14 protein-coding genes and 1 pseudogene are annotated in these 20,063 nt (G+C 43.8%); 6 read left to right on the top strand and 9 right to left on the bottom strand.

The window, feature by feature from the left end:
* Nucleotides 1-184: 184 nt before the first annotated feature.
* Entirely contained in the window at nt 185-1,012 is an 828-nt protein-coding gene (locus ACQY73_RS26360; RefSeq protein WP_428656888.1) for a DUF2911 domain-containing protein, read from the top strand.
* A gap of 356 nt (nt 1,013-1,368) precedes the next feature.
* On the opposite strand, the gene ACQY73_RS26355 is transcribed toward ACQY73_RS26360, so the two are convergent.
* The 8 genes and pseudogenes from ACQY73_RS26355 to ACQY73_RS26320 all read right to left on the bottom strand — a co-directional run bounded on the left by ACQY73_RS26355 (nt 1,369) and on the right by ACQY73_RS26320 (nt 10,109).
* Nucleotides 1,369-3,306, bottom strand: a complete 1,938-nt coding sequence (locus ACQY73_RS26355; protein WP_428656886.1) for a histidinol-phosphatase — start codon at nt 3,304-3,306, stop codon at nt 1,369-1,371.
* A gap of 178 nt (nt 3,307-3,484) precedes the next feature.
* Complete coding sequence (locus ACQY73_RS26350; protein WP_428656884.1) at nt 3,485-4,555, bottom strand: NADH:flavin oxidoreductase/NADH oxidase; 1,071 nt, start codon at nt 4,553-4,555, stop codon at nt 3,485-3,487.
* Between the two features lie 85 nt (nt 4,556-4,640).
* Entirely contained in the window at nt 4,641-5,684 is a 1,044-nt protein-coding gene (locus tag ACQY73_RS26345) for an MlaD family protein (protein ID WP_428656881.1), read from the bottom strand.
* Between the two features lies 1 nt (nt 5,685).
* Nucleotides 5,686-6,444, bottom strand: a complete 759-nt coding sequence (locus ACQY73_RS26340) for an ABC transporter ATP-binding protein (protein WP_428656878.1) — start codon at nt 6,442-6,444, stop codon at nt 5,686-5,688.
* Nucleotides 6,445-6,458: 14 nt separating this feature from the next.
* The gene (locus tag ACQY73_RS26335; protein WP_428656875.1) at nt 6,459-7,244 is read right to left on the bottom strand and encodes an MlaE family ABC transporter permease; all 786 of its coding nucleotides are present in this window, start codon (nt 7,242-7,244) and stop codon (nt 6,459-6,461) included.
* A 199-nt stretch (nt 7,245-7,443) separates the two neighbouring features.
* Nucleotides 7,444-7,848, bottom strand: a complete 405-nt coding sequence (locus ACQY73_RS26330; protein ID WP_428656873.1) for a GNAT family N-acetyltransferase — start codon at nt 7,846-7,848, stop codon at nt 7,444-7,446.
* Between the two features lie 95 nt (nt 7,849-7,943).
* The gene (locus ACQY73_RS26325) at nt 7,944-8,714 is read right to left on the bottom strand and encodes a tetratricopeptide repeat protein (protein ID WP_428656870.1); all 771 of its coding nucleotides are present in this window, start codon (nt 8,712-8,714) and stop codon (nt 7,944-7,946) included.
* 61 nt (nt 8,715-8,775) lie between these two features.
* Nucleotides 8,776-10,109: pseudogene (locus ACQY73_RS26320) on the bottom strand (DEAD/DEAH box helicase).
* Nucleotides 10,110-10,390: 281 nt separating this feature from the next.
* On the opposite strand from ACQY73_RS26320, the gene ACQY73_RS26315 reads away from it, so the two are divergent.
* The 3 genes from ACQY73_RS26315 (at nt 10,391) to ACQY73_RS26305 (ending at nt 13,817) form a co-directional block, all read left to right on the top strand.
* Nucleotides 10,391-11,425 carry an AAA family ATPase gene (locus ACQY73_RS26315; protein ID WP_428656867.1) on the top strand — a complete coding sequence of 345 codons (1,035 nt, stop codon included), beginning with the start codon at nt 10,391-10,393 and terminating at the stop codon, nt 11,423-11,425.
* Between the two features lie 4 nt (nt 11,426-11,429).
* Nucleotides 11,430-12,035, top strand: a complete 606-nt coding sequence (locus ACQY73_RS26310) for a hypothetical protein (RefSeq protein ID WP_428656864.1) — start codon at nt 11,430-11,432, stop codon at nt 12,033-12,035.
* Between the two features lie 141 nt (nt 12,036-12,176).
* Nucleotides 12,177-13,817: a M20/M25/M40 family metallo-hydrolase gene (locus ACQY73_RS26305; RefSeq protein ID WP_428656861.1), complete on the top strand. Its 1,641-nt coding sequence runs from the start codon at nt 12,177-12,179 to the stop codon at nt 13,815-13,817.
* Nucleotides 13,818-13,852: 35 nt separating this feature from the next.
* Here the strand turns inward: ACQY73_RS26305 and ACQY73_RS26300 are convergent, their stop codons facing one another.
* Nucleotides 13,853-15,109 carry an aminotransferase class V-fold PLP-dependent enzyme gene (locus ACQY73_RS26300; protein WP_428656858.1) on the bottom strand — a complete coding sequence of 419 codons (1,257 nt, stop codon included), beginning with the start codon at nt 15,107-15,109 and terminating at the stop codon, nt 13,853-13,855.
* A gap of 130 nt (nt 15,110-15,239) precedes the next feature.
* Between ACQY73_RS26300 and ACQY73_RS26295 the strand changes: the two genes are divergently transcribed.
* The gene (locus tag ACQY73_RS26295; protein WP_428656856.1) at nt 15,240-15,626 is read left to right on the top strand and encodes a hypothetical protein; all 387 of its coding nucleotides are present in this window, start codon (nt 15,240-15,242) and stop codon (nt 15,624-15,626) included.
* A 91-nt stretch (nt 15,627-15,717) separates the two neighbouring features.
* Nucleotides 15,718-20,058: a CusA/CzcA family heavy metal efflux RND transporter gene (locus ACQY73_RS26290; protein ID WP_428656854.1), complete on the top strand. Its 4,341-nt coding sequence runs from the start codon at nt 15,718-15,720 to the stop codon at nt 20,056-20,058.
* Nucleotides 20,059-20,063: the final 5 nt, after the last annotated feature.

Genomic DNA, 20,063 nt, shown 5'->3' with positions numbered 1-20,063 from the left:
AAACATCGACGTTTCTCTCTATCAAAACGATGACATCCATCAGGAATACCTCTCTTAACCATAAATGGCGGCCTGCTTATTTGTATTTTTTTTGAATCATTTAACAAATTAGTAAGTTTACACTTCGGTGTATAGTCTATCGACTACTAACACTAATTCTCTAAACAAAACACTCAAAAATCAAATGAAAAAAGTAGTTGTACTTCTTTTTGTTCTCATTTCAGCAGGTGCATCGGCACAAGGTATCAAGACGCCGTCTCCCAGCCCTACCCAAACACTTAAACAGGATTTTGCGCTTTCTTCCATTGAGATCAATTATTCCCGTCCGGCCGCAAAAGGACGGAAGATTTTTGGGGATCTGGTACCTTTCGGTAAAATTTGGAGAACAGGCGCCAACGCCGCTACCAAAGTAACCTTCGGAGAAGATGTAAAAGTGGGCGGAATGCCCGTAAAAGCAGGTTCTTACGCTATTTATTCCGTTCCAACGGCCAACGAATGGGAAATAATCATTAACAAAGGTGCCAACAACAGCGGTTTGACAGGCTATAAAACCGAAGACGATGTAGCTCGTTTCAAAGTCAAATCTATGCAATTGCCGATGATGATCGAATCTTTCACCATCATTTTGGGCAATTTGACCGCTTCTTCTGCCGACATTCAGATCCTGTGGGAAAACACGGCCGTACAAATCCCCGTGGAAGCTGATATTGATACTAAGATCATGGCGCAGATCAATTCAGCCATGACGGTAGACAGTCGTCCGTATTTCCAAGCGGCTACTTATTACTTTGAAACCGGCAAAGACATCAACAAAGCATTAGAGTGGGCTAACAAAGCCGTCGAGGCACAGCCTACTGCGTTTTGGGTAATGCACCTAAAAGCAAAAGTTCAGGCAAAAGCAGGTGACAAAACAGGCGCAAAAGCCACTGCTATGAAATCCATTGAACTGGCGAAAGAAGCCAAAAACGATGATTATGTAGTTTTGAATCAAAAGTTGATCGCAACTCTATAGTGCCGTGCCGGTTCTTATTTCAACGCTCTTCTCTAAACAGGAAGAGCGTTGTTTTTATAGAGATTGCATTTATCTTAAAGATGAGCTAATTATATTATAAAGAAGCAACTACCGAAGTAACTATCTCGAAGTGAATCACCACCTCAGAGAGGTGCAACATTTGTAGCAATGATTTGAGTCTCAAACGTTAAAGCTTCGGAGAAGCACAACCTGAATTTTAGGTTGTGCTTCTCCGAAGCTTTGTCAATAATGGATGATATTGAACACTACAAATCTTATGCTTCTCCGAAGCTATACCAGTGACGCAGCTCTCCGCAGGTTGTGTCTCCACAGCCCTTCACTGTAAGTAAACAATCTCAGGGCTTCGCCAATAAAAACTCCTTCACCAACTCCAATTGATCGGTACTGAGAAAATCAGCGCCGGCTTCGCGGAGTTTTTTCCAAACGACGGGATCTTCCGGGCAAGCCCACAGACGGAGTTTTTTGCCTTCGGCATGTACTTTTTTTACCAGTTGGCTCAGTTTCTGAAACTGCTCCTCGGGCATATCGCCTTTACCCCGCCACGAAAGATGATTGGAATAATTATCACTCACCACAGGCATGAGCTGAGCGCTGAGTTTCTTGCCCAAATCCACCGGACGGCCATCCAGAGAGGCTAATCTTTCTTTTGAATTTTTCAGCGTTTCAATGGGTCGGTTGCCCGAAATGAACAAGGTCACCGGACCTGCTTTCGCGCTGTTACCTTTATAAGAAGTAAAGACAGCTCGGTAATTTTGGAGTAACTTTTCCAATGCTTTATACGTACTTTCGGCTTCGGTCTTGAAATCTATCATGAGGTATACCGGTCCTTTATAACCTGCATATACCTGATTCCCATTCAGTGCCAGCCGCTCGGCCAACGGCTTTAAATATAGGTTTTCCAACGAATGCGCCGGATTAGTAAACGTTGGGCGTTCGTGCGAAACAAACAGTGTATCGTTGATCAAATATACATCAGCTTCTACACTCGTAAATCCCTGATCTAAAGCATCCCACAATGGGCGCGACTGTTCGTAATCATTGTGCGCATGGGCGTTGGGGAGCGGTATTACATCTGCCTTTACAGGCGGTGTTTGTAGCCTTGCAATGGGTTGAACCCAAGCCGTTTCCATGTCTCCCGCGCTGAAAGGGTTGTATTTGGGCTTGTTCGAAATGATCTTAGCGCGCACCATCAGATCATTTTCGCCTAATGTATAACTTGCCTCAGTACCTTTGATTTCTTGAAAAACCTCTGTTTTTGCCTTTCCTTTTTTCAGCCCGATCAACTGAATGGTATAACTCACATTTGGTTCAGCTTTTACCCGAAATGCAAAACTCACGGGTGTTTGGACAAGATTTTCCAATTCCACGCCCGAAGTAGCATAAAACCGCCCTGCTTCCAACGATTCGATCAGTGAACGAGGCGACAGATCTGCGGCATTGACCATCACCCAGCCACGGCCGGTGTTGCTGTATTCCAAACCAAAAAATTGATAGTTATGACTGTCATCCGTTGCTAAGCCGTACATCAGCGGGCGGCCCTGTTGCAGAAAATGCGTATTGATCTTATCCCACATTACCTCTGTTCCGTCACGTTTTTCATCTCCATAATTATGCACTAATGGATGCCCATTGAAGACCTCAAAGAAACGCTCATACCGCAATTGCATCAGATCCTGCGCCGTAATGGCATAATAAAAATTAGGGTGATTGATGTGCGGAAACATCGGCTGCCCTGTTAAGCGACGCTGTGCCACCACCAGATCAATGTTATTCTGCATTACCTCTGCCACGCTGTTGCCTCGTTGCGGGCGAATGAGATTTTGCACGTTGGTCATGTTGATGTGAATCGGCTTGCTGTCATAACTTGTCGAAACCTCTTCACTTTTAATGATCAGAAATTTTCCGGGATCATCAAAATAACTGCGGTACTCCTGTAGATTTTTAAGACGTACTTTCAGCGAGTCGTTGGGGCCTTTTTTGTAAGACACCCAATCAGGGCCAAACGTGCGCAAATAGCGCTCAAACGTACGCCGCCGCTCAGGAACGCGCGGCACATTGACCCACTTTTCTCCTTCCTGAAATGTATTATGGTCCGATAAACCCACGAAATTGTAGCCATTGGCTTTGTACCAATCCATAATCATTTCGGGATAATCGTCGCCATCGCTCCAGAGCGAATGTGTATGCAAATTGCCTTTGTACCAGTTTTGGGCGTAAGTCGTGGAGAAAGTGGAGAAAGATGCAATGACCAGAAGTAAAGAGAGCAGTCTCATGTGGGGTAGAAATTACGTATAATGGAATAAGGCTTTTCCAGGCAATTTCTAATACTACCTTCAGTTTAGTGGAAGGGACTATTTTTGCTAAAAAATAGAACGCTGATTTTTATGATGTTTATGCTAAATCATGCTGTTTTACATAATAATCATAAAAATCAGCGTTCTATTACCAAAACTACAATTTCCTTTTAGCTCGTTCGTATTGAATCGGCCAATGCACATCGTGCCCCAATTCATAGGCCGCCAAGAGCGGGAAAGTCGGATTGCGAAGCGATTCACGGGCAATGAGTACTAAGTCCGCTTTATTGGCAACGATGATCTCATCAGCTTGGGTCGCTTCAACGATCATGCCTACTGCGCCTGTTTTGATACCGACTTTCGTCTTAATGGTTTCGGCAAAAGGCACCTGATAATTAGGCCCGGCTTTGATCACGCCCGGAGGAACTAAGCCACCCGAAGAACAATCAATCAGATCAACGCCGTTTTCGTGAAGGATTTGCGCCAAGGCAACTGAATCATCAATGTTCCACCCATCGTCTACCCAATCCGTGGCAGAAATTCTTACGATAAGCGGAAAATCTTCGCCAACAATGGTTCTCAGTTCATTGACAACCGTAAGCAGTAGCCGAATACGATTTTCAAAACTGCCACCGTATTCATCACTTCGTTTATTGACCAATGGCGATAAAAACCCATTCAGTAAATAACCGTGCGCCGCATGAATTTCAATTACCTGAAACCCTGCTGCCAACGCGCGATGCGCTGCCGCTTTAAAATCTTCAACGACCTGCTGAATTCCTTCCGAAGTAAGCGCCAATGCGTATTTATTCTCCGCCGCTAACGGATATTCACTTGCTGCTACAGGCTGCCAACCGCCTTCTTCGGGAATGGCATATCGGCCACCGTCCCACGGTTTATGTGAACTGGCCTTATGTCCGGCATGAGCCAATTGGATTCCCGCGACGCTGCCGTTTTGGCGAATGAAATCGGTAATACGTTTCAGAAAAGGAATGTGTTCATCTTTCCAAATTCCCAGATCACCGGGTGAAATACGGCCTTCCGGCGAAATAGCCGTGGCCTCGGTCATCACTAAACCCGCACCGCCTACTGCTCGACTGCCCAGATGGACCAAATGCCAATCGTTGGCAAAACCATCGGTAGAAGAATATTGGCACATGGGCGAGATCGCAATTCGGTTTTTTAATTCAATGCCTCTAAGGCGCAGGGGAGAAAATAAATCAGGCATAAACAAAAACAGTTATGTAAAGCAATGAAGTGAGGGGCTACTTTGCTTTACATAACCAATAACGGTGTGCATTTAGTTTTATGTGTTAGGGCATTTTTCCAAGCGTGGTCACCTGCGTCAGGGTATCAGCCTTCTCCTCATTCTGTTTCTTCTTTCTGAAATATCTTCTAAACAGGATATTATGTTGTAATGCCTCCATGTTTTCGTCCAGCTTGGCCGAGCCGCTTTCCAAATTCTGAAGTAGCCCTCTTACGTTGTTGGCCGTTTTTTCGTCATGAAGAAGAACGCCAACCGTACCGGTTCTGTCGTTGGCAATTTGATTGGTGGTTTGCTGTAAATTGGAGACCAATGCCTTGGCCGAAGTGGAGGTTTCATTTAAATTTCCGGAAGTTGTTTTCAACGAATTGACCGTTTGTTTCAGATCATTGTACATCTGTTTGTCGGTCATAAGATCATTGACAAAATTACCCTGCGTGTTCAGGTTTTTGGAAAACTGCGCCAATGCTACCGTCGTGGCCTTGGCATTGACCGTGGCCGATTCCAAGCCTGTCAGGGTTGAATTAACTTTTTGGTACAGATCATCTTTGGTGAGCAACTTACCGATAGAGCCTTCGCCACCTTTGATTCCACGCACCAATTCTTTAAAATCGGCGGTAATAGCCAGTAAATTCTTGTTATTTTCCTGTAATGTTTTCAGCATATCCTGCTGAGAATCTTCCTTTTGCACATGAAACTGATAGCCATCTTCTACTTCTTCCGAGGCTGCGGTGCCGCCCGATAACACAATAATGGTATTACCGATCAACCCATCCGTACTGACTTTTACATGGGCATCTTTTTTAATAAACTTCTTAGAGGATTCTTCAATACCGAAAGTAACTTTTACTTTGGAATTTTCGACAAAGTCAACGTGTTTTACGGTTCCTACTTTAACCCCCGAAAACCATACATTGCTTCCTTTGGTTAAGCCGTTTACATCATCCAATATGGCGTAGGCGTCAATTTTGCTGACGAAGGTTTTTCGCAGGGTTCCTACCATCAGAATACCTCCGACCAAAATAAGAACGCCCAGCACCACAAAAATGCCTACTTTTACTTTATAACTTTCAGACCGTGTTGCAGATTTCATATTAATCCTGAAGTTTTGGTTCTATAAAATTGTAATCATAAAAACTGCGAATGCGAGGGTCGGCATTTCCGAAGACCTCATCAAACGTGCCTTGGTAGGCAAATTTTCCATCAAACAAGATGGCTACTCTATCACCTGTTTCTTTGGCACAGGTCAGATCGTGCGTTATGATGATGGAACTGGTGCGGTATTTTTCTTTTACCTGATTCATCAAATCGTTGATTTCCTGACAGGTAATCGGATCCAGGCCTGCCGTGGGTTCATCATAGAGCATGATCTTTGGATTCATAATGAGCGTACGTGCTATGCCGATCCGTTTGCGTTGCCCCCCCGAAAGTTCTGAAGGCATTTGATCCAGTGTTTTCTTCAAACCCACAGATTCAATCACCTCGTCTACCGCTTTGTCGATTTCTTTGCGGGTCATGTTTTTAACATTTCGAACGAGCGGAAATTCTAAATTTTCACGCACCGTCATACTGTCATACAGAGCACTGTTTTGAAAAGAAAAGCCGATTTTCATTCGTAACTGATCAAGTTCCTTCGAATTCAGATGGGAAACTGATTGACCAAAAACATTTACTTCTCCACGGTCGGGGGTTAGAAGCCCGGCGATGATCTTGATCAACACCGACTTGCCCGTTCCAGAACGTCCCAACACTACCACATTTTCATTTTCATACACATCCAAGTTCACGCCCGACAATACATGCAGACTGCCGAATGATTTATATAAATTCTTTATTTCAATCGTCTTATCCATGATTGTATGCGATTTTAACGGAACCAGTTAGTCACTTGAACAATAAATAATTCTTCCAGAAAAATCAGAAACATGGATAATACCACTGCCGAATTGGCGGCCTGTCCTACTCCCTGTGTGCCGTTGGCCGCATTAAAGCCTTTATAAGACCCAATCATGCCAATCGTAAAACCAAAAGAGATGGCTTTGATCACCGCCGTAGCCAGATCCAGAAATATAATATTGTCAAACCCCCGCTCCAGGAAGGCCACCAGATTGGTATTTTCGTTAATGGTTACATTAAGAAAAGCCCCCGTTAATGCCAGAATAGCGCAATAGAAAGACAAGATCGGGATAGTAAGCGTAGCAGCCGCTACCCGTGTAACCACCAGAAAACGAATGGGATTGACCGCCGAAACCTCCATGGCGTCGATTTGTTCGGTTACTTTCATAGAGCCTAATTCTGCCCCGATCCCGGAACCGATCTTACCCGAACAGATCAAAGACGTAACAAGTGGTGCCAATGCTTTTACAATGGCAATGGTCACCAATGAAGGCAACCAGGAAGTGGCCCCAAATTCCAACAATGAAGGGCGTGATTGTTTGGTAAAAACGAAACCCGTCACAAAGCCTGTCAATGAAATCAGGGGAAGTGACTTCAAGCCGATGGAATAACATTGTCGAAGAAATTCATTAAACTCAAAGCTGCCGGAGAAAGCCTCTTTGAAAAATAACTTCATAAATTCAAAAGCATCGTAAAATCCTAATAACCAATCATCTATTTTTTCGGAGAAGACATGTTTCGCAGATTCGCCGTTCATAATTCAGTAAGTGCTCACGCACGGGTTAATCGTTCATACGATGAATTATGAAAAAAGCATTCCAAGGAAAATTGTAGAAATTTTTCCCCACAAGCCATTTAGGAGTTAAAAAAATGGCCTAAATGCCCCAAAATGAGTAAGAAATGAAGGTCACTAAAAAAGAATAGTGATTTGAGGACAGCTTATATGGAAGAAATGTTTAAAAAGTCCGCGTCATTTTCATGTAGGGAATATCCCCTTTGAAGAAAAGGTCGCCCTCTTGCTGCATACCGAAATGCTCGTAAAAAGGTTTGGCGTCCAATCGCGCATCACACCAAATAGCGATAGCTTTAAGTGCTATAGCGCGCTCAAATACGGTTTGAAGTAAGGCACTTCCTAAGCCTTGGCGTTGAAAATCGGGGTGCGTGGCAAATTTCCTAAAACGTGCAATGCCCTGTTCATTCACAAACAAAGAAATCACCGAAACCTGTTGATCATCTACAAAATAGCCAAAATGGAAACCCTCTTCGTCTTCGGGGACTTTAACAAAATCAAGGGATTTGTCGGGCCACAGTACTTGGTGACGAAGTGGATACGTATCGGCAGCAGTAATGGAACGAATCATAGTTGCAGAAATAAACTTACCCGGCTGACGAAACTACGGGAGAGGTATCTGAAGCACCCGTCCGATGATCTCAAACCGTTAGACGGATAGAAAATCTAATTTTGAGTACTGAAGATGCCTTGCGGGTCGCACTTTTTGGCCAGAAGTTCTTTCATAAATTCATAATCAAGCAACTCAATGTCCATTAGGCGGGTCTTATGCAAATTTGCCCAAGCGGCATCATAATTCCCTTTATGAAACTCCAGCACGGATTTTTTGAGGTATGCGGTCGCAAAAGTTGAATCAAGACGTATAGCACGGTCAAGGATTTGTTCTGCTTCCAGAATTTCCCATTTATCGCTGCTTTCCTTAAAATGTATCAAATCAACGGTGGCCAGATCGACCAACAACCCCACATTGGTAGAATCAAGATCAACACCTTTACGAAGCATACGTTCTGCATCGGTGATATGGCCCTGTTGAAAACATACTACCCCTAAGCCCCAGAAAGTATCGGCATTTTGTGGATTAAGCAAATAGGACAAATTGAAGCGATAGCAAGCTGTATCAAGATCCCCTTCATCCAGGTACTCCCAAGCACGAGCCGAGAAAAACTCGCTGGCTTCTTTACGATTGGCGAAATTCTGATCACAATCGTTCAAAAAATTTATTTCAAATTCAATTTGTTCGACACTTTTGGTGGCTTCACCAAAAAGCGGCAAAAGGTGAAGGTTTTTCACCACAGTAGCCTCGGAAGCGGCACCGGTTGCTTTGTTACTTGTATCTGCCGGACGGCTGCTCGTAACAAACTGCATTGTTTGTGCTTTACTTTCCAGCACAATAAACAAACCGAATACCAAATAACTAAATGCCTGTATTTTTTTCATCGCTACCAACTCATCAGAACGTCTTATAAAACGCTGCTTTCAAAGGGTTATTATTCAATTTTTACTTTTTTCGTCTTTTAAAAGTATTTTTTGGCGGCGCGGAAGTCTTCTTTTGAGACTTCGCCTGTTGGGGTTTCGAATGTACAACTTTTTTGTTTTTCTTTTCATGAAAAGCGCCCTTAAAAGTTGGGTCATCTTTTCGTCGCTGATCATCCAGTTCCCGCAACATTCCCTGTTGTTCTTCAAAAGGTGTTTCAGGTACTTCCAATGCTTCCGGCAAAGGCTCGCGCGGAATGGTCATTCGAATGATCTTTTCGATCTTGCAATGTGATAATCATCCGCAATGGTCACAAAAGTGATGGCATTTCCTTCCTGATTGGCGCGTCCCGTCCGTCCGATTCGGTGAACATAATCTTCATAGATCAGCGGCACGTCAAAATTAACAACATGACTCACTTGGGTTACATCAATGCCACGGGCAGCAACGTCGGTTGCGATCAAAATTCGAACGTTTCCTTCTTTAAAGGCTTCCATTGCGTTAATACGCGTATTTTGGCCTTTATTGGCGTGAATGACCCGTACTTCGTCTTCAGAAACTACCTTCCGTTTCAGGAACTTATAGATATTCTCAGCGTTTTCGCGAGAGCGGACAAAAACCATCCCCCGTTCAAAAACAGCTTTATCCTGTACCAATAATTCAAGAAGATTGATCTTTGTTCTAAAGTTAGGCACATCGTAAATGATCTGATGAACGCGTGCAGCGGTGGTAGCCTGGGGCGTCACTTCAACACGAATGGGCGCTTCCAAAAAATTCTCCGAAAGCCGTACCACTTTTTCAGGAAATGTAGCCGAGAACAGCAGATTCTGGCGTTTCCGGGGAATGACTTCCAAAATCCGATTTATCTGCGGCATGAAACCCATGTCCATCATCTTATCGGCTTCGTCCATCACCAAGGTCGTCAGTTGCTTAACCACGATCTCGCCCCGCAGGTATAAGTCCAGAAAGCGTCCGGGTGTAGCCACTACGATGTCAACGCCTTTTTGAAGCGCTTCAATCTGGGTTTTAGGGCCTAAACCACCATAAATGGCAATATGCCGCAAATCAGTATATTTTGCCAATTCTCCCAGTGCCGCACCGATCTGCATCACCAATTCACGCGTAGGCGCAAGTATAAGTGCCCGCGGGTGTTGGCCCTGCGCATACTTGATACGCATCAATAACGGTAATACATATGCGGCGGTTTTTCCCGTTCCGGTTTGTGCAATTCCCAATACATCATGCCCCTGCAATACAAGCGGAATCGCCTGTTCCTGAATGGGTGACGGCACCTCATAGCCCGCATCAGCAATGGCATTAAGCAACTGGCGGTTGAGGTCAAAATCTTCAAAATTCATCTGAATTCAATAAATCAATGTTGAATGCGGAGCAAACGCCAAAGGCTGTTTTCGCTCCGCTACTCACGCAAAGTACACGAATTGTACGTAAAGCCCAAGTGTAAGGTTAGCAAAATATACCGCGATAAGGTTCATTAACTTGGTGATTTTCACGATTTAAAACGAGGAGAAGTTGCCCAAATTACACAAAGTAAGACTGTCCCGATAAAATAGTATCCCTACACCTTTCTTAAGCTCTTCTGTGATATTTTTCTAATTTTGTTCAAAATAAAACAAAGCAGATGTTTCTAAAAACCATAGAAGTTCAAAATTTTCGAAGCATTTCAAACCTAAAAGTTGAAGATTTAGGACAGATAAATATTTTCACGGGGAAAAACAACTGTGGAAAGACAACTTTATTAGAAGCTGTTTTTCAATTAGTTGCTTGGCATATTGGGGGCTTACAGCAGCTAAACTCTTTAAGAACCTTATCAAAAAACAATACTGATTTTTCAGGTTTTTTCTATAATATGAAGGAAGACTCTTCAATAGTTATAAATGGCATTTTCGATGAAAAATCCTATCAGCGAACTGTAACTATTCACTTTACCAAAGCTATAAACATTTTCAACGAAGAAAATACTAAATATTTACAATCAAACCTATCAGAAAGGCAAAAAGGCAGTAAACAGTCAGAACCTATTGTAGGTAAAGCTAAAATTAAAGATGGAGATATAATATTTGAAGATATAATGCAAGCACCAACTTTGTCTTTACGTTGCAATTTTCCAATTTTCAAAGTTTTTGAACATGGCAATTTGATTAGAAGTTTATCAGATATTATAATAAATAAACAAAAATCTAAAGTACTTGAGTTGTTACAACAGATTGATAATCGCATCAAAGATATTGAAGTTGTTGATAATGGAATTTTTCTTGATTTAGAGAATTTTCCCAAATTTATCCCTATTGAGATTAGTGGGGATGGCTTACGAAGAATCTTAAGCGTTATTCTATCTATTTACGGCGTTGGAAAGGGAGGAATGGTAATGATCGATGAAGTTGAAAATGGCCTGCATTTTTCCACAATGCCTAAATTCTGGCGAGGCCTTATCAACGCTGCCCAAGATATAGGGGTTCAGTTGTTCATCACCACACACAATGAGGAATTATTACAATCATTGAGTAAAACTGCTCAAGAGGGCCCGTATAAACAAATGCAGCCTAAAATAAAATACTACAATTTAAAACGTTATGAGAATGACGAAATAGTGGCTTATAAGTACGACTTTGATAAGTTTGATTTTTTAATTTCAAACGGCAACGAGATACGATAAGGTCATGAATAGAATTTATATTGAGACTACCAATCCCGAAAACGATAAGAAAACCAATGAATATCGTTTTTTTGAATATCTCTTAAGGTTATTGGGTTTGGAAGCTGAACTTATAGGAATTGGGGGTAAAGAGAAATTAAGAGCGTTTGAAAATCAATTCAAGGACACTACTAAAAGTGGAGATAAGAACCTTGTTATTATTGATGCCGACGGTGAGTGGAATATTGATAACTGGGATTTTGAATCAGAATCCGAAAAAATAAGTAGTTTAAAACAAGAACTAGGGGTAGAATTTGAGTTATTCTTTTTACCAAATCATGAATTGCAAGGCGATTTTGAAACCCTTTTAGAAGCAATTGTTGCTGTTGGTCATAAAAGAGTCCTTGATTGTCATATTCAATTTGAGAATTGCATTGAAGGCTATGAAGAATATATAACCCCTAATCGAAAAGCTCGTCTATATAGCTACATTACATCTTTTAGGAGAAGTCATAAACAAAATGAAAATTTCAAAAATAAAGGAGATTGGTTCTTTGACAATGAAGAGCTTTGGGATTTTAACGTTGATGGCTTAGAACCGCTAAAAAGCTTCATATTGAGTCATTTTTAACAAAATTAAATTCTCCTTAAAGGGGTAATTTTGCGACCTTCGTGTCGGTCTTTGCGATCTTCGCAGTTAAATCTAAATTCTTTTTTCATCGACAAATAGCCTATTTTTGTGGTTTGATATTTATCTCCAATCCGGTCAAAGATGAAAAAACTTTTACTCTTTTTGCTTCTCCCCTTCTTTGTTCATTCACAAGGATTTATCAACAGAAAACTGCTGAAATCTCTCAATAAAATAGATTCCAACCAAATCAGAGCACATGTCGAATATTTGGCGGATGATAAATTAAAGGGACGTATGCCGGGGCAGGAAGGGTACCAAATGGCCGTAGATTACGTAAGCGCACAATTTAAATCGATGGGTCTGCTCCCTGCCGGTGAAGCAGGAGGTTATACGCAAAAAGTACGCTTAAGGAGATCAATTCTGAAAAAAGAAGGGTTGGCTCTTCGCATGAATTTGAAGAACGGTGAGTCAAAAACACTAGAGTACGGCGCTGAATACCTGCTGTTTCCTCATCCGGAAAAAACTTCGGTTGACCTCTCAGCTCCGATGGTTTTTGTAGGTGCCGGGTTTGATCGACCTGAAATGGGCTTTAATGATTATAAAAATATTGATGTTAAAGGCAAAGTCGTGGTTGTCATGAAAAAAATACCCGACAGCTTGGCCGCAAATGTGAAGCTGCACCTCAACTACGCCGCTACTACCCAGGAATATGCCATAAGAAATGGTGCTATCGGAATTTTGACCTGTAACTATATCACCACTACGGCGCAATTTAAAGCACAAGCCAATACCATGACCTCCACCGGACAAATAGCTTCCATGAATGAGAATCAAAAAGTGGTAGGGTCTATTTCGCACCGTGGACTGCCTTTACAAATTGCGGGTTCTATCTCCATAAAAATGTTGAGTGATCTTCTGAAGGCAGAAGGGTTGAATTTTGAAAAGATCGGCGAGAGAATGGATCGCGGTGAAAACGTGAGCATTGATCTTGTATCCACGCTCCAATCAAGCTATACTACTCAACACGAGGACTTTATAAGCTATAATATTATTGGAAAAATTGAAGGAAGCGACCCTGAACTGAAAAATGAATACGTAGTTCATACTGCCCACCTTGACCATTTAGGCATAGGAAAAGCAGTAGATGGAGATTCGATCTATAACGGGGCGCACGACAATGCTTCCGGGGTAGCATGCGCGTTGGAAATGGCTCGTATGTATACCAACTTGAAGAAAAAGCCCAAGCGTTCTGTCCTTTTTGTGATCGTAACTGCCGAAGAAATGGGATTGTTGGGTTCGGCCTATTTTGCCTCTAATCCTACGGTGCCCAAGTTTTCGTTGGTTGCTGATGTAAATACCGATATGCCTACCATCATTGCTCCTTTGGAATCAATTTCGGCGTTGGGTGCCGAGCACAGCAGTTTGTCCGAGGTGGTGGCGCAAGCGGCAAAAGCTCTGAAATTGGGCGTGGAGCCTGACTTAGAACCCAAAGAAGGGCGTTTTGTGAGAAGTGATCAGTATAGTTTTGTAAAAGCAGGCATTCCGGCTCTGCATGTCAAATACGGCAGCAAAACTTCAGTGCCCAATTTCAATCTTCTGGAATCAGTCAAAAAATGGCGTGAAGCCACCTACCATAAACCTGCCGACGGCTTCGCAAACGGCATTTTTTATTGGTCTGCCGGACGCAAATATGCTCAACTCAATTTTTTGATCGGCTATTTAGTAGCGCAAAATCCCGAACGACCCACTTGGAAAAAAGGCGATTTTTTTGAAGTGAAATAAAGAATTAAGCGCGTCTCAGTTTCTCGTCAAGACACTTAAGCCAATTCCTTCAAAGCCTTCACCAATGCGTCCAGGTCGTCAGTTGTGGTAAATAAATGCGGGGTTACGCGCACGCCGTGAACGTTGGCATAGTCGATGGCAACCGTCCAGATTTTGTATTTGTCCATGAGCATTTTGGCGAGATCGGCAGGTTTGAGTTTAGTTACGCCTACGTTGGCAATCGCACCGTGGCGTTTGGGGTCGGCGGGTGTGTTAACCACAATCCCCGGATGATTTCTCACTTGCGATGTCCAATAACTTTGTAAATAACGAAGACGTGCTTCTTTGCGTTGAATACCGATCTTTTGGTGAAATTTGATAGCATCGGCCAAGGCCAAATCCGTATGAACCGGATGCGTACCGGTGTGGTTTAGTTTACGAATATCATCGTCGGGATAATTGGTCTCACCTATCAGCGGCCAAATCTGCTTGATTTTATCTTTTTTGACATACAATAATCCTGCTCCCAACGGGCAGCCGAGCCATTTGTGCAAACTGCTTCCGTAATAATCGCAATGCAGATCCGGAATTTTAAAATCAAAATGACCTACAGCATGGGCACCGTCTACCATTACTTCCACGCCTTTGGCATGCGCCATGTCGGCAATTTTTTGAACGGGCAGAATATGACCGGTCACGTTGATGATATGACACACCATCAGCATTCGCGTTTTGGGCGTGATGGCCTGCGCATACAGTTCCACAATTTCTTCATCGGAAGCAGGATGATTGGGCACTGAAATTATTTTATTGACAATTCCGTAACGACGTGCCTGCTGTTTGAACATATCCACCATCGCACCATAATCCTGCACTGCCATCACGACTTCATCTCCTGATTTCCAGTCTATCCCGGAAATAATCGTATCCAACGACTCGGTGGTATTGCGAGTAATGACCACTTCCTCGTGCGAAGCTCCTACCAAATCGGCCAGTTGTTTTCGCACTGTTAATTTATCGTCAAATTGCCGCGTCCGCATATAGCGTGACGAAATCGGATTAATGTCGCGAATATGTTGAATGTACGACTCAAGAACTTCATTAGAAGCCAACACGTAATAACCGTTCTCTAAGTGAATGAAATCTTTGGTTACGGTAAAACCTTTACGTAACTCAGACCAAAATACTTCATTTTGAGCCACTTGCTGAGGCGATTGTGCTTCCACAGATGACATAAGTACCTCTAAATTAATTTGCGGCAAAGCGGCCAAACCGGTCAGCGATTGGAGAAATTGACGTTTGTTGATGAGCATGAAGAGGACGGCGTTTAGAAAGAATAAGGATAGTTTTCTGTAAAAATAGGGAAAACAGCGCTCAAACTTCAATGTTATCAACAGTAAAAAAAATAGAAGATAGAATCAGGTTATTGATTACTTTTGCAACGTGAAAGCAATTATTTCAAGACTTTTATTAACCATTTACCTGTTTTCAGCTACTGAGTTCAGTCAGTTGTTGAAGCTGCCGGTACTTATTATACATTTTCAGGAGCATCAGCAAAAGAACCCTTCCATTTCGTTTTTTCAATTCCTCCATCATCACTACGCCATTAATCACGCAGACGACGGCGATGCCGAACGGGACAATCAACTCCCTTTTCAGTCGCACGATAATTGCAGTTCGTTTCAAGCCCCCATTTATCTCTTTTTGACGTTCGTACCACTAACCCCGAGTGTGGTAATTCTTTCCAAAGAAAAAACGTCTTTTTATTCGGATTCGCATCTTCTTTCGGCGCACTTGGATTCCATTTGGCAGCCGCCCCAATTCGTTTAATGAATAACTTCTGAGCGAGCTATTCAGCTCACTTTCAATCCTTCATCGGTTTCGATGAGGGTGTTCTGTTATTTCATTAAATTCTATTTTTATGTTAAATTCAATCATTGAGTTTTCCGTCAGGAATAAACTCATCATCGGGCTGTTTGTCATCGCCCTCCTCGGCTACGGCACCTACGAAGTCACTAAACTCCCTATTGACGCCGTTCCCGACATTACCAACAATCAGGTTCAGGTCATCACCATTGCTCCGTCTTTTGGCGCGACCGACATAGAACGTCTCATTACGTTTCCCATTGAGCAAGCCAACAGCAATATTTCCGGAATGCACGAAATCCGAAGTTTTTCCCGATTTGGCCTGTCGCTTGTGACCATCGTGTTTGACGACGAAACTGATATTTATTGGGCTCGTCAGCAGGTATCCGAACGCTTGCAAAAAGTACAATCAGCTATTCCTCAAGGGGTTGGTGTACCCGAATTGGGACCTGTTACGACGGGTTTGGGTGAAATTTACCAATACGTGGTGCGTCCCAAAGACGGCTATGAGAGCAAATACAACGAAACCGACCTGCGCACCATTCAGGATTGGATTGTCCGTCGGCAATTGTTAGGAGTAAAAGGCGTGGCCGAGGTCAGCAGTTTTGGCGGCAAACTCAAACAATATTCCATTGAAGTAGACCCCGCAAAGTTACAGGCCAACAACATCACCATCAACGACGTATTTAAAGCCCTCGAAAACAACAATCAAAACACCGGCGGTTCGTACATCGAAAAAGCTTCCACCGTTTTGTACATCCGCAGCGAAGGCTTGGTCGGTGGCATGGATGACATCAAAAATATTTCCATCAAAAGCCTCAGCGGCGGTACGCCCCTATTCATCGGTGACGTGGCCGACGTAAAAATCGGTTTTGCCACTCGTTTCGGCGCCATGACTTACAACGACCAAGGCGAAGTGGCCGGGGCCGTGGTGATGATGCTGAAAGGGGCAAACAGCAGCGAAGTGATTAAAGTGGTAAAAGAGCGCATTGCCCAAATTCAGAAAACCCTGCCCGAAGGCGTAGTCATTGAGCCGTTTTTGGACAGAACCAAAATGGTGAACAACGCCATCGGAACGGTAGAAAAAAACCTCTTGGAAGGGGCGTTGATTGTGATTTTTGTGTTAGTGCTGTTTCTGGGTAATTTCCGAGCAGGGCTTTTGGTGGCATCAGTGATTCCGTTGGCGATGTTGTTTGCCATTATCATGATGAACCTCTTCGGCGTCAGCGGCAATTTGATGAGCTTGGGGGCGCTGGATTTTGGGTTGATTGTGGATGGAGCCGTGATCATTGTCGAAGCCGTCATGCACCAACTGTCTCACAATAAGAAATTCAGCGGCATTGCACAGCTTAGTCAGCCACAAATGGATGCTGAGGTAAATCAATCGGCAGGCAAGATGATGAACAGTGCCGTGTTTGGTCAAATCATCATTTTGGTGGTGTATCTACCCATTTTTACCCTACAGGGCATCGAAGGAAAAATGTTCAAACCCATGGCGCAGACGGTGGCGTTTGCGTTGTTGGGGGCATTCATCCTGTCACTGACCTACATTCCGATGATGAGTGCAGTGTTTTTGAGTAAGAAAATCAAACACGACCTCAATTTCTCGGATCGACTCATGGCTAAGGTGGAAAATGCGTATCAAAATGCCCTGAACAAAGTCGTTGATTTTCCCAAAACGGTCTTAATCGCTACGCTCTCGCTTTTCGCTCTTGCACTTTTTGTGTTTTCAACCTTAGGCGGTGAATTCATTCCTGCCCTCGAAGAAGGCGATTTTGCGGTAGACACGCGGGTGCTGACGGGCAGCAACTTGACGACGACGATTGTCAATACTCAAAAAGCGGCTCATATTCTCAAAAGTCGCTTTCCCGAAGTGGAAAAAGTGGTGACCAAAATAGGCAGCGGCGAAGTTCCGACCGACCCCATGCCGATGGAAGCCAGCGATATGATGGTGATTTTGAAGGACAAAAGCGAGTGGTCTTCGGCAAAAACGTTTAACGAATTGGCCGAAAAAATGGGAGTCGCCTTGTCTGAAATCCCGGGCGTAACGGCCGGTTTTCAGTATCCGGTGCAGATGCGGTTCAATGAGTTGATGACGGGAGCGCGGCAAGACGTGGTTTGCAAGATTTTTGGCGAGGATTTGGATACGTTGGCGGCTTATGCTCATCAATTGGGAAGCCTCATCAGCACCGTGGAAGGGGCAAAAAATCTGTACGTAGAGTCGGTATCGGGGATGCCCCAAATAATTATTCAGTACAATCGGAATGCCATTGCCCAGTACAACCTCAACATCGCCGACATCAATCGGGTGGTCAATACAGCTTTTGCGGGACAAAGCAGCGGAATGGTTTTTGAGGGAGAAAAACGCTTTGATTTGGTTGTACGCCTCGGCGGTGAGCAAAAAAAGGACGTAACCGCCGTTCAAAACCTGCTGATTCCTACGCCGCAGGGAACGCAAGTTCCGCTGTATCAATTGGCTGATGTTCAAATCAAAGAAGGCCCGAATCAAATCCAACGCGAGGATGCCAAACGTCGGATTGTGGTAGGGTTCAACGTTCGAGGCCGCGACGTACAGACAATTGTCACCGAACTGCAAGCCAAAGTAGAGAAACAAATTCGTTTTCCTGCGGGCTATTACGTGACTTACGGTGGTGCATTTGAAAACCTCAACGCTGCCAAAGCCCGCCTCATGATTGCCGTACCCGTGTCGCTGATTCTGATATTTTTACTGCTCTTTTTTGCCTTCCATTCGGTCAAACAGGGCTTGCTGATTTACTCGGCCATTCCGCTGTCGGCCATTGGGGGTATTTTGTTTTTGGCGATGCGCGGGATGCCGTTCAGCATTAGCGCAGGGGTAGGATTTATTGCGTTATTTGGCGTGGCAGTGCTGAATGGCATTGTACTGATTGCAGAGTTTAATCGTCTCAAAGCAAGTGGATTAGATGATACAAAAAACATTGTTTTGAATGGCACAAAAGTGCGCCTTCGTCCCGTTTTGATGACGGCGTTTGTTGCATCCCTCGGCTTTTTGCCGATGGCTCTCAGCAACGGTGCAGGGGCCGAAGTGCAGCGCCCCTTGGCCACAGTCGTAATTGGCGGTCTGCTGATAGCTACTTTTCTGACGCTGTTTGTGCTGCCCGTTTTGTACATGGTTTTTGAAAAAGTGGGTATTAAACCTGTTAAAAAAACTACTGCGATTATTCTTTTATTGTTAGGTTTTTGGGGCAACAACGTCCATGCTCAAACGCCCATCACCTTGCAGGCGGCTATTGATACAGCTCTAAAGAACAACCTGTTGGTAAAAAATGAAAAACTGATTTCGACCTACCAACAAGCGTTGCTGAAAACGGCCAAGAACTTACCGCAGGCCAATGCCACCGCCGAAATCGGGCAAATCAACAGCGCCTACGTGGATTCAAAAATCAGCATCGGGCAGGCATTCAGTTTTCCGAGAGTCTATTCCACGCAAAAAAGTTTGTTGAACGAAGAATGGAAACGAAGCCTTTTGGCGGTCAATGTACGGGAAGTTATGTTGAAAAAACAGGTGACGCAGGTTTTTTACGGCTTAATGTACCTGCAACAAAAACGACAATTGCTGCAATTTGCCGACACGCTTTATACCGATTTTTTCAAAAGAGCCGAGTTGCGTTTGTCGAAAGGTGAAAGCAATGTGTTGGAAAAAGCCACCGCCGAAACTCAATTGGGACAAATTACGACGCAACTCAATCAGCTTTTGCAGGATATTGACATGATGCAGTTGCAGTTTCAGTTGTTGCTCAATACTTCCACCCCTTTTACCCCTTCTGCCAACAACTTCAAACTCGCAAGAACGGCCGCTGAGATGTCATTAAACGAGCACCCGTTTATGCAGTTGCTGAAACAGCAACAAGCCATTACGACCGCCTCCGTCGAGGTCGAAAAAGCACGACTGCTGCCCAATCTTTCGGTGATGTACAGCAACGGTAGCATCCGGGGCGTGGGGGCCGACAATAAAACCTATTCGGGCATGCACCGATTTCAGTCGGTGCAGTTGGGGGTAGGGATTCCTATTTTTACGGCGGCTCAAAAAGCCCAAATCAATAGTGCCAAAGTGCTTCAACTTGTGGCCGAAAGCAATTATTCGGTGGGTTTGCAGTCGCTCGATATTGAGTACAAAACGGCTCAAAATCAATACGATAAATTCGCCCAAACGGTGGCTTATTTTGAAAGTACGGCCCTGGCTAACGCCCGTTTGATTACGTCGACGGCCAACCAACAGTTATTTGCGGGAAACATCAATTACCTCGAATGGGTGCAATTGGTGAATCAGGCCACGACCGTCCGAAACGATTACGTAGATGCCGTTCGAAACCTGAATGAGGCCGTTATCCAACTCAATTATTTCAACAACAAATAGACAAT

Source organism: Runella sp., assembly GCF_965279615.1.
Taxonomy (GTDB): domain Bacteria; phylum Bacteroidota; class Bacteroidia; order Cytophagales; family Spirosomataceae; genus Runella.
Note: the sequence above shows the minus strand (reverse complement) of the source record. Positions and strands in the feature narration are given on the sequence as shown.

Bases quoted from the DNA above. Each gene is read 5' to 3' on its own strand.
- ACQY73_RS26305 (WP_428656861.1), top strand. From the start codon at position 12,177: ATGAAAAAACTTTTACTCTTTTTGCTTCTCCCCTTCTTTGTTCATTCA.
- ACQY73_RS26310 (WP_428656864.1), top strand. From the start codon at position 11,430: ATGAATAGAATTTATATTGAGACTACCAATCCCGAAAACGATAAGAAA.
- ACQY73_RS26325 (WP_428656870.1), bottom strand. From the start codon at position 8,714: ATGAAAAAAATACAGGCATTTAGTTATTTGGTATTCGGTTTGTTTATT.
- ACQY73_RS26300 (WP_428656858.1), bottom strand. From the start codon at position 15,109: ATGCTCATCAACAAACGTCAATTTCTCCAATCGCTGACCGGTTTGGCC.
- ACQY73_RS26290 (WP_428656854.1), top strand. From the start codon at position 15,718: ATGTTAAATTCAATCATTGAGTTTTCCGTCAGGAATAAACTCATCATC.
- ACQY73_RS26335 (WP_428656875.1), bottom strand. From the start codon at position 7,244: ATGAACGGCGAATCTGCGAAACATGTCTTCTCCGAAAAAATAGATGAT.
- ACQY73_RS26345 (WP_428656881.1), bottom strand. From the start codon at position 5,684: ATGAAATCTGCAACACGGTCTGAAAGTTATAAAGTAAAAGTAGGCATT.
- ACQY73_RS26340 (WP_428656878.1), bottom strand. From the start codon at position 6,444: ATGGATAAGACGATTGAAATAAAGAATTTATATAAATCATTCGGCAGT.
- ACQY73_RS26360 (WP_428656888.1), top strand. From the start codon at position 185: ATGAAAAAAGTAGTTGTACTTCTTTTTGTTCTCATTTCAGCAGGTGCA.
- ACQY73_RS26315 (WP_428656867.1), top strand. From the start codon at position 10,391: ATGTTTCTAAAAACCATAGAAGTTCAAAATTTTCGAAGCATTTCAAAC.
- ACQY73_RS26350 (WP_428656884.1), bottom strand. From the start codon at position 4,555: ATGCCTGATTTATTTTCTCCCCTGCGCCTTAGAGGCATTGAATTAAAA.
- ACQY73_RS26355 (WP_428656886.1), bottom strand. From the start codon at position 3,306: ATGAGACTGCTCTCTTTACTTCTGGTCATTGCATCTTTCTCCACTTTC.
- ACQY73_RS26330 (WP_428656873.1), bottom strand. From the start codon at position 7,848: ATGATTCGTTCCATTACTGCTGCCGATACGTATCCACTTCGTCACCAA.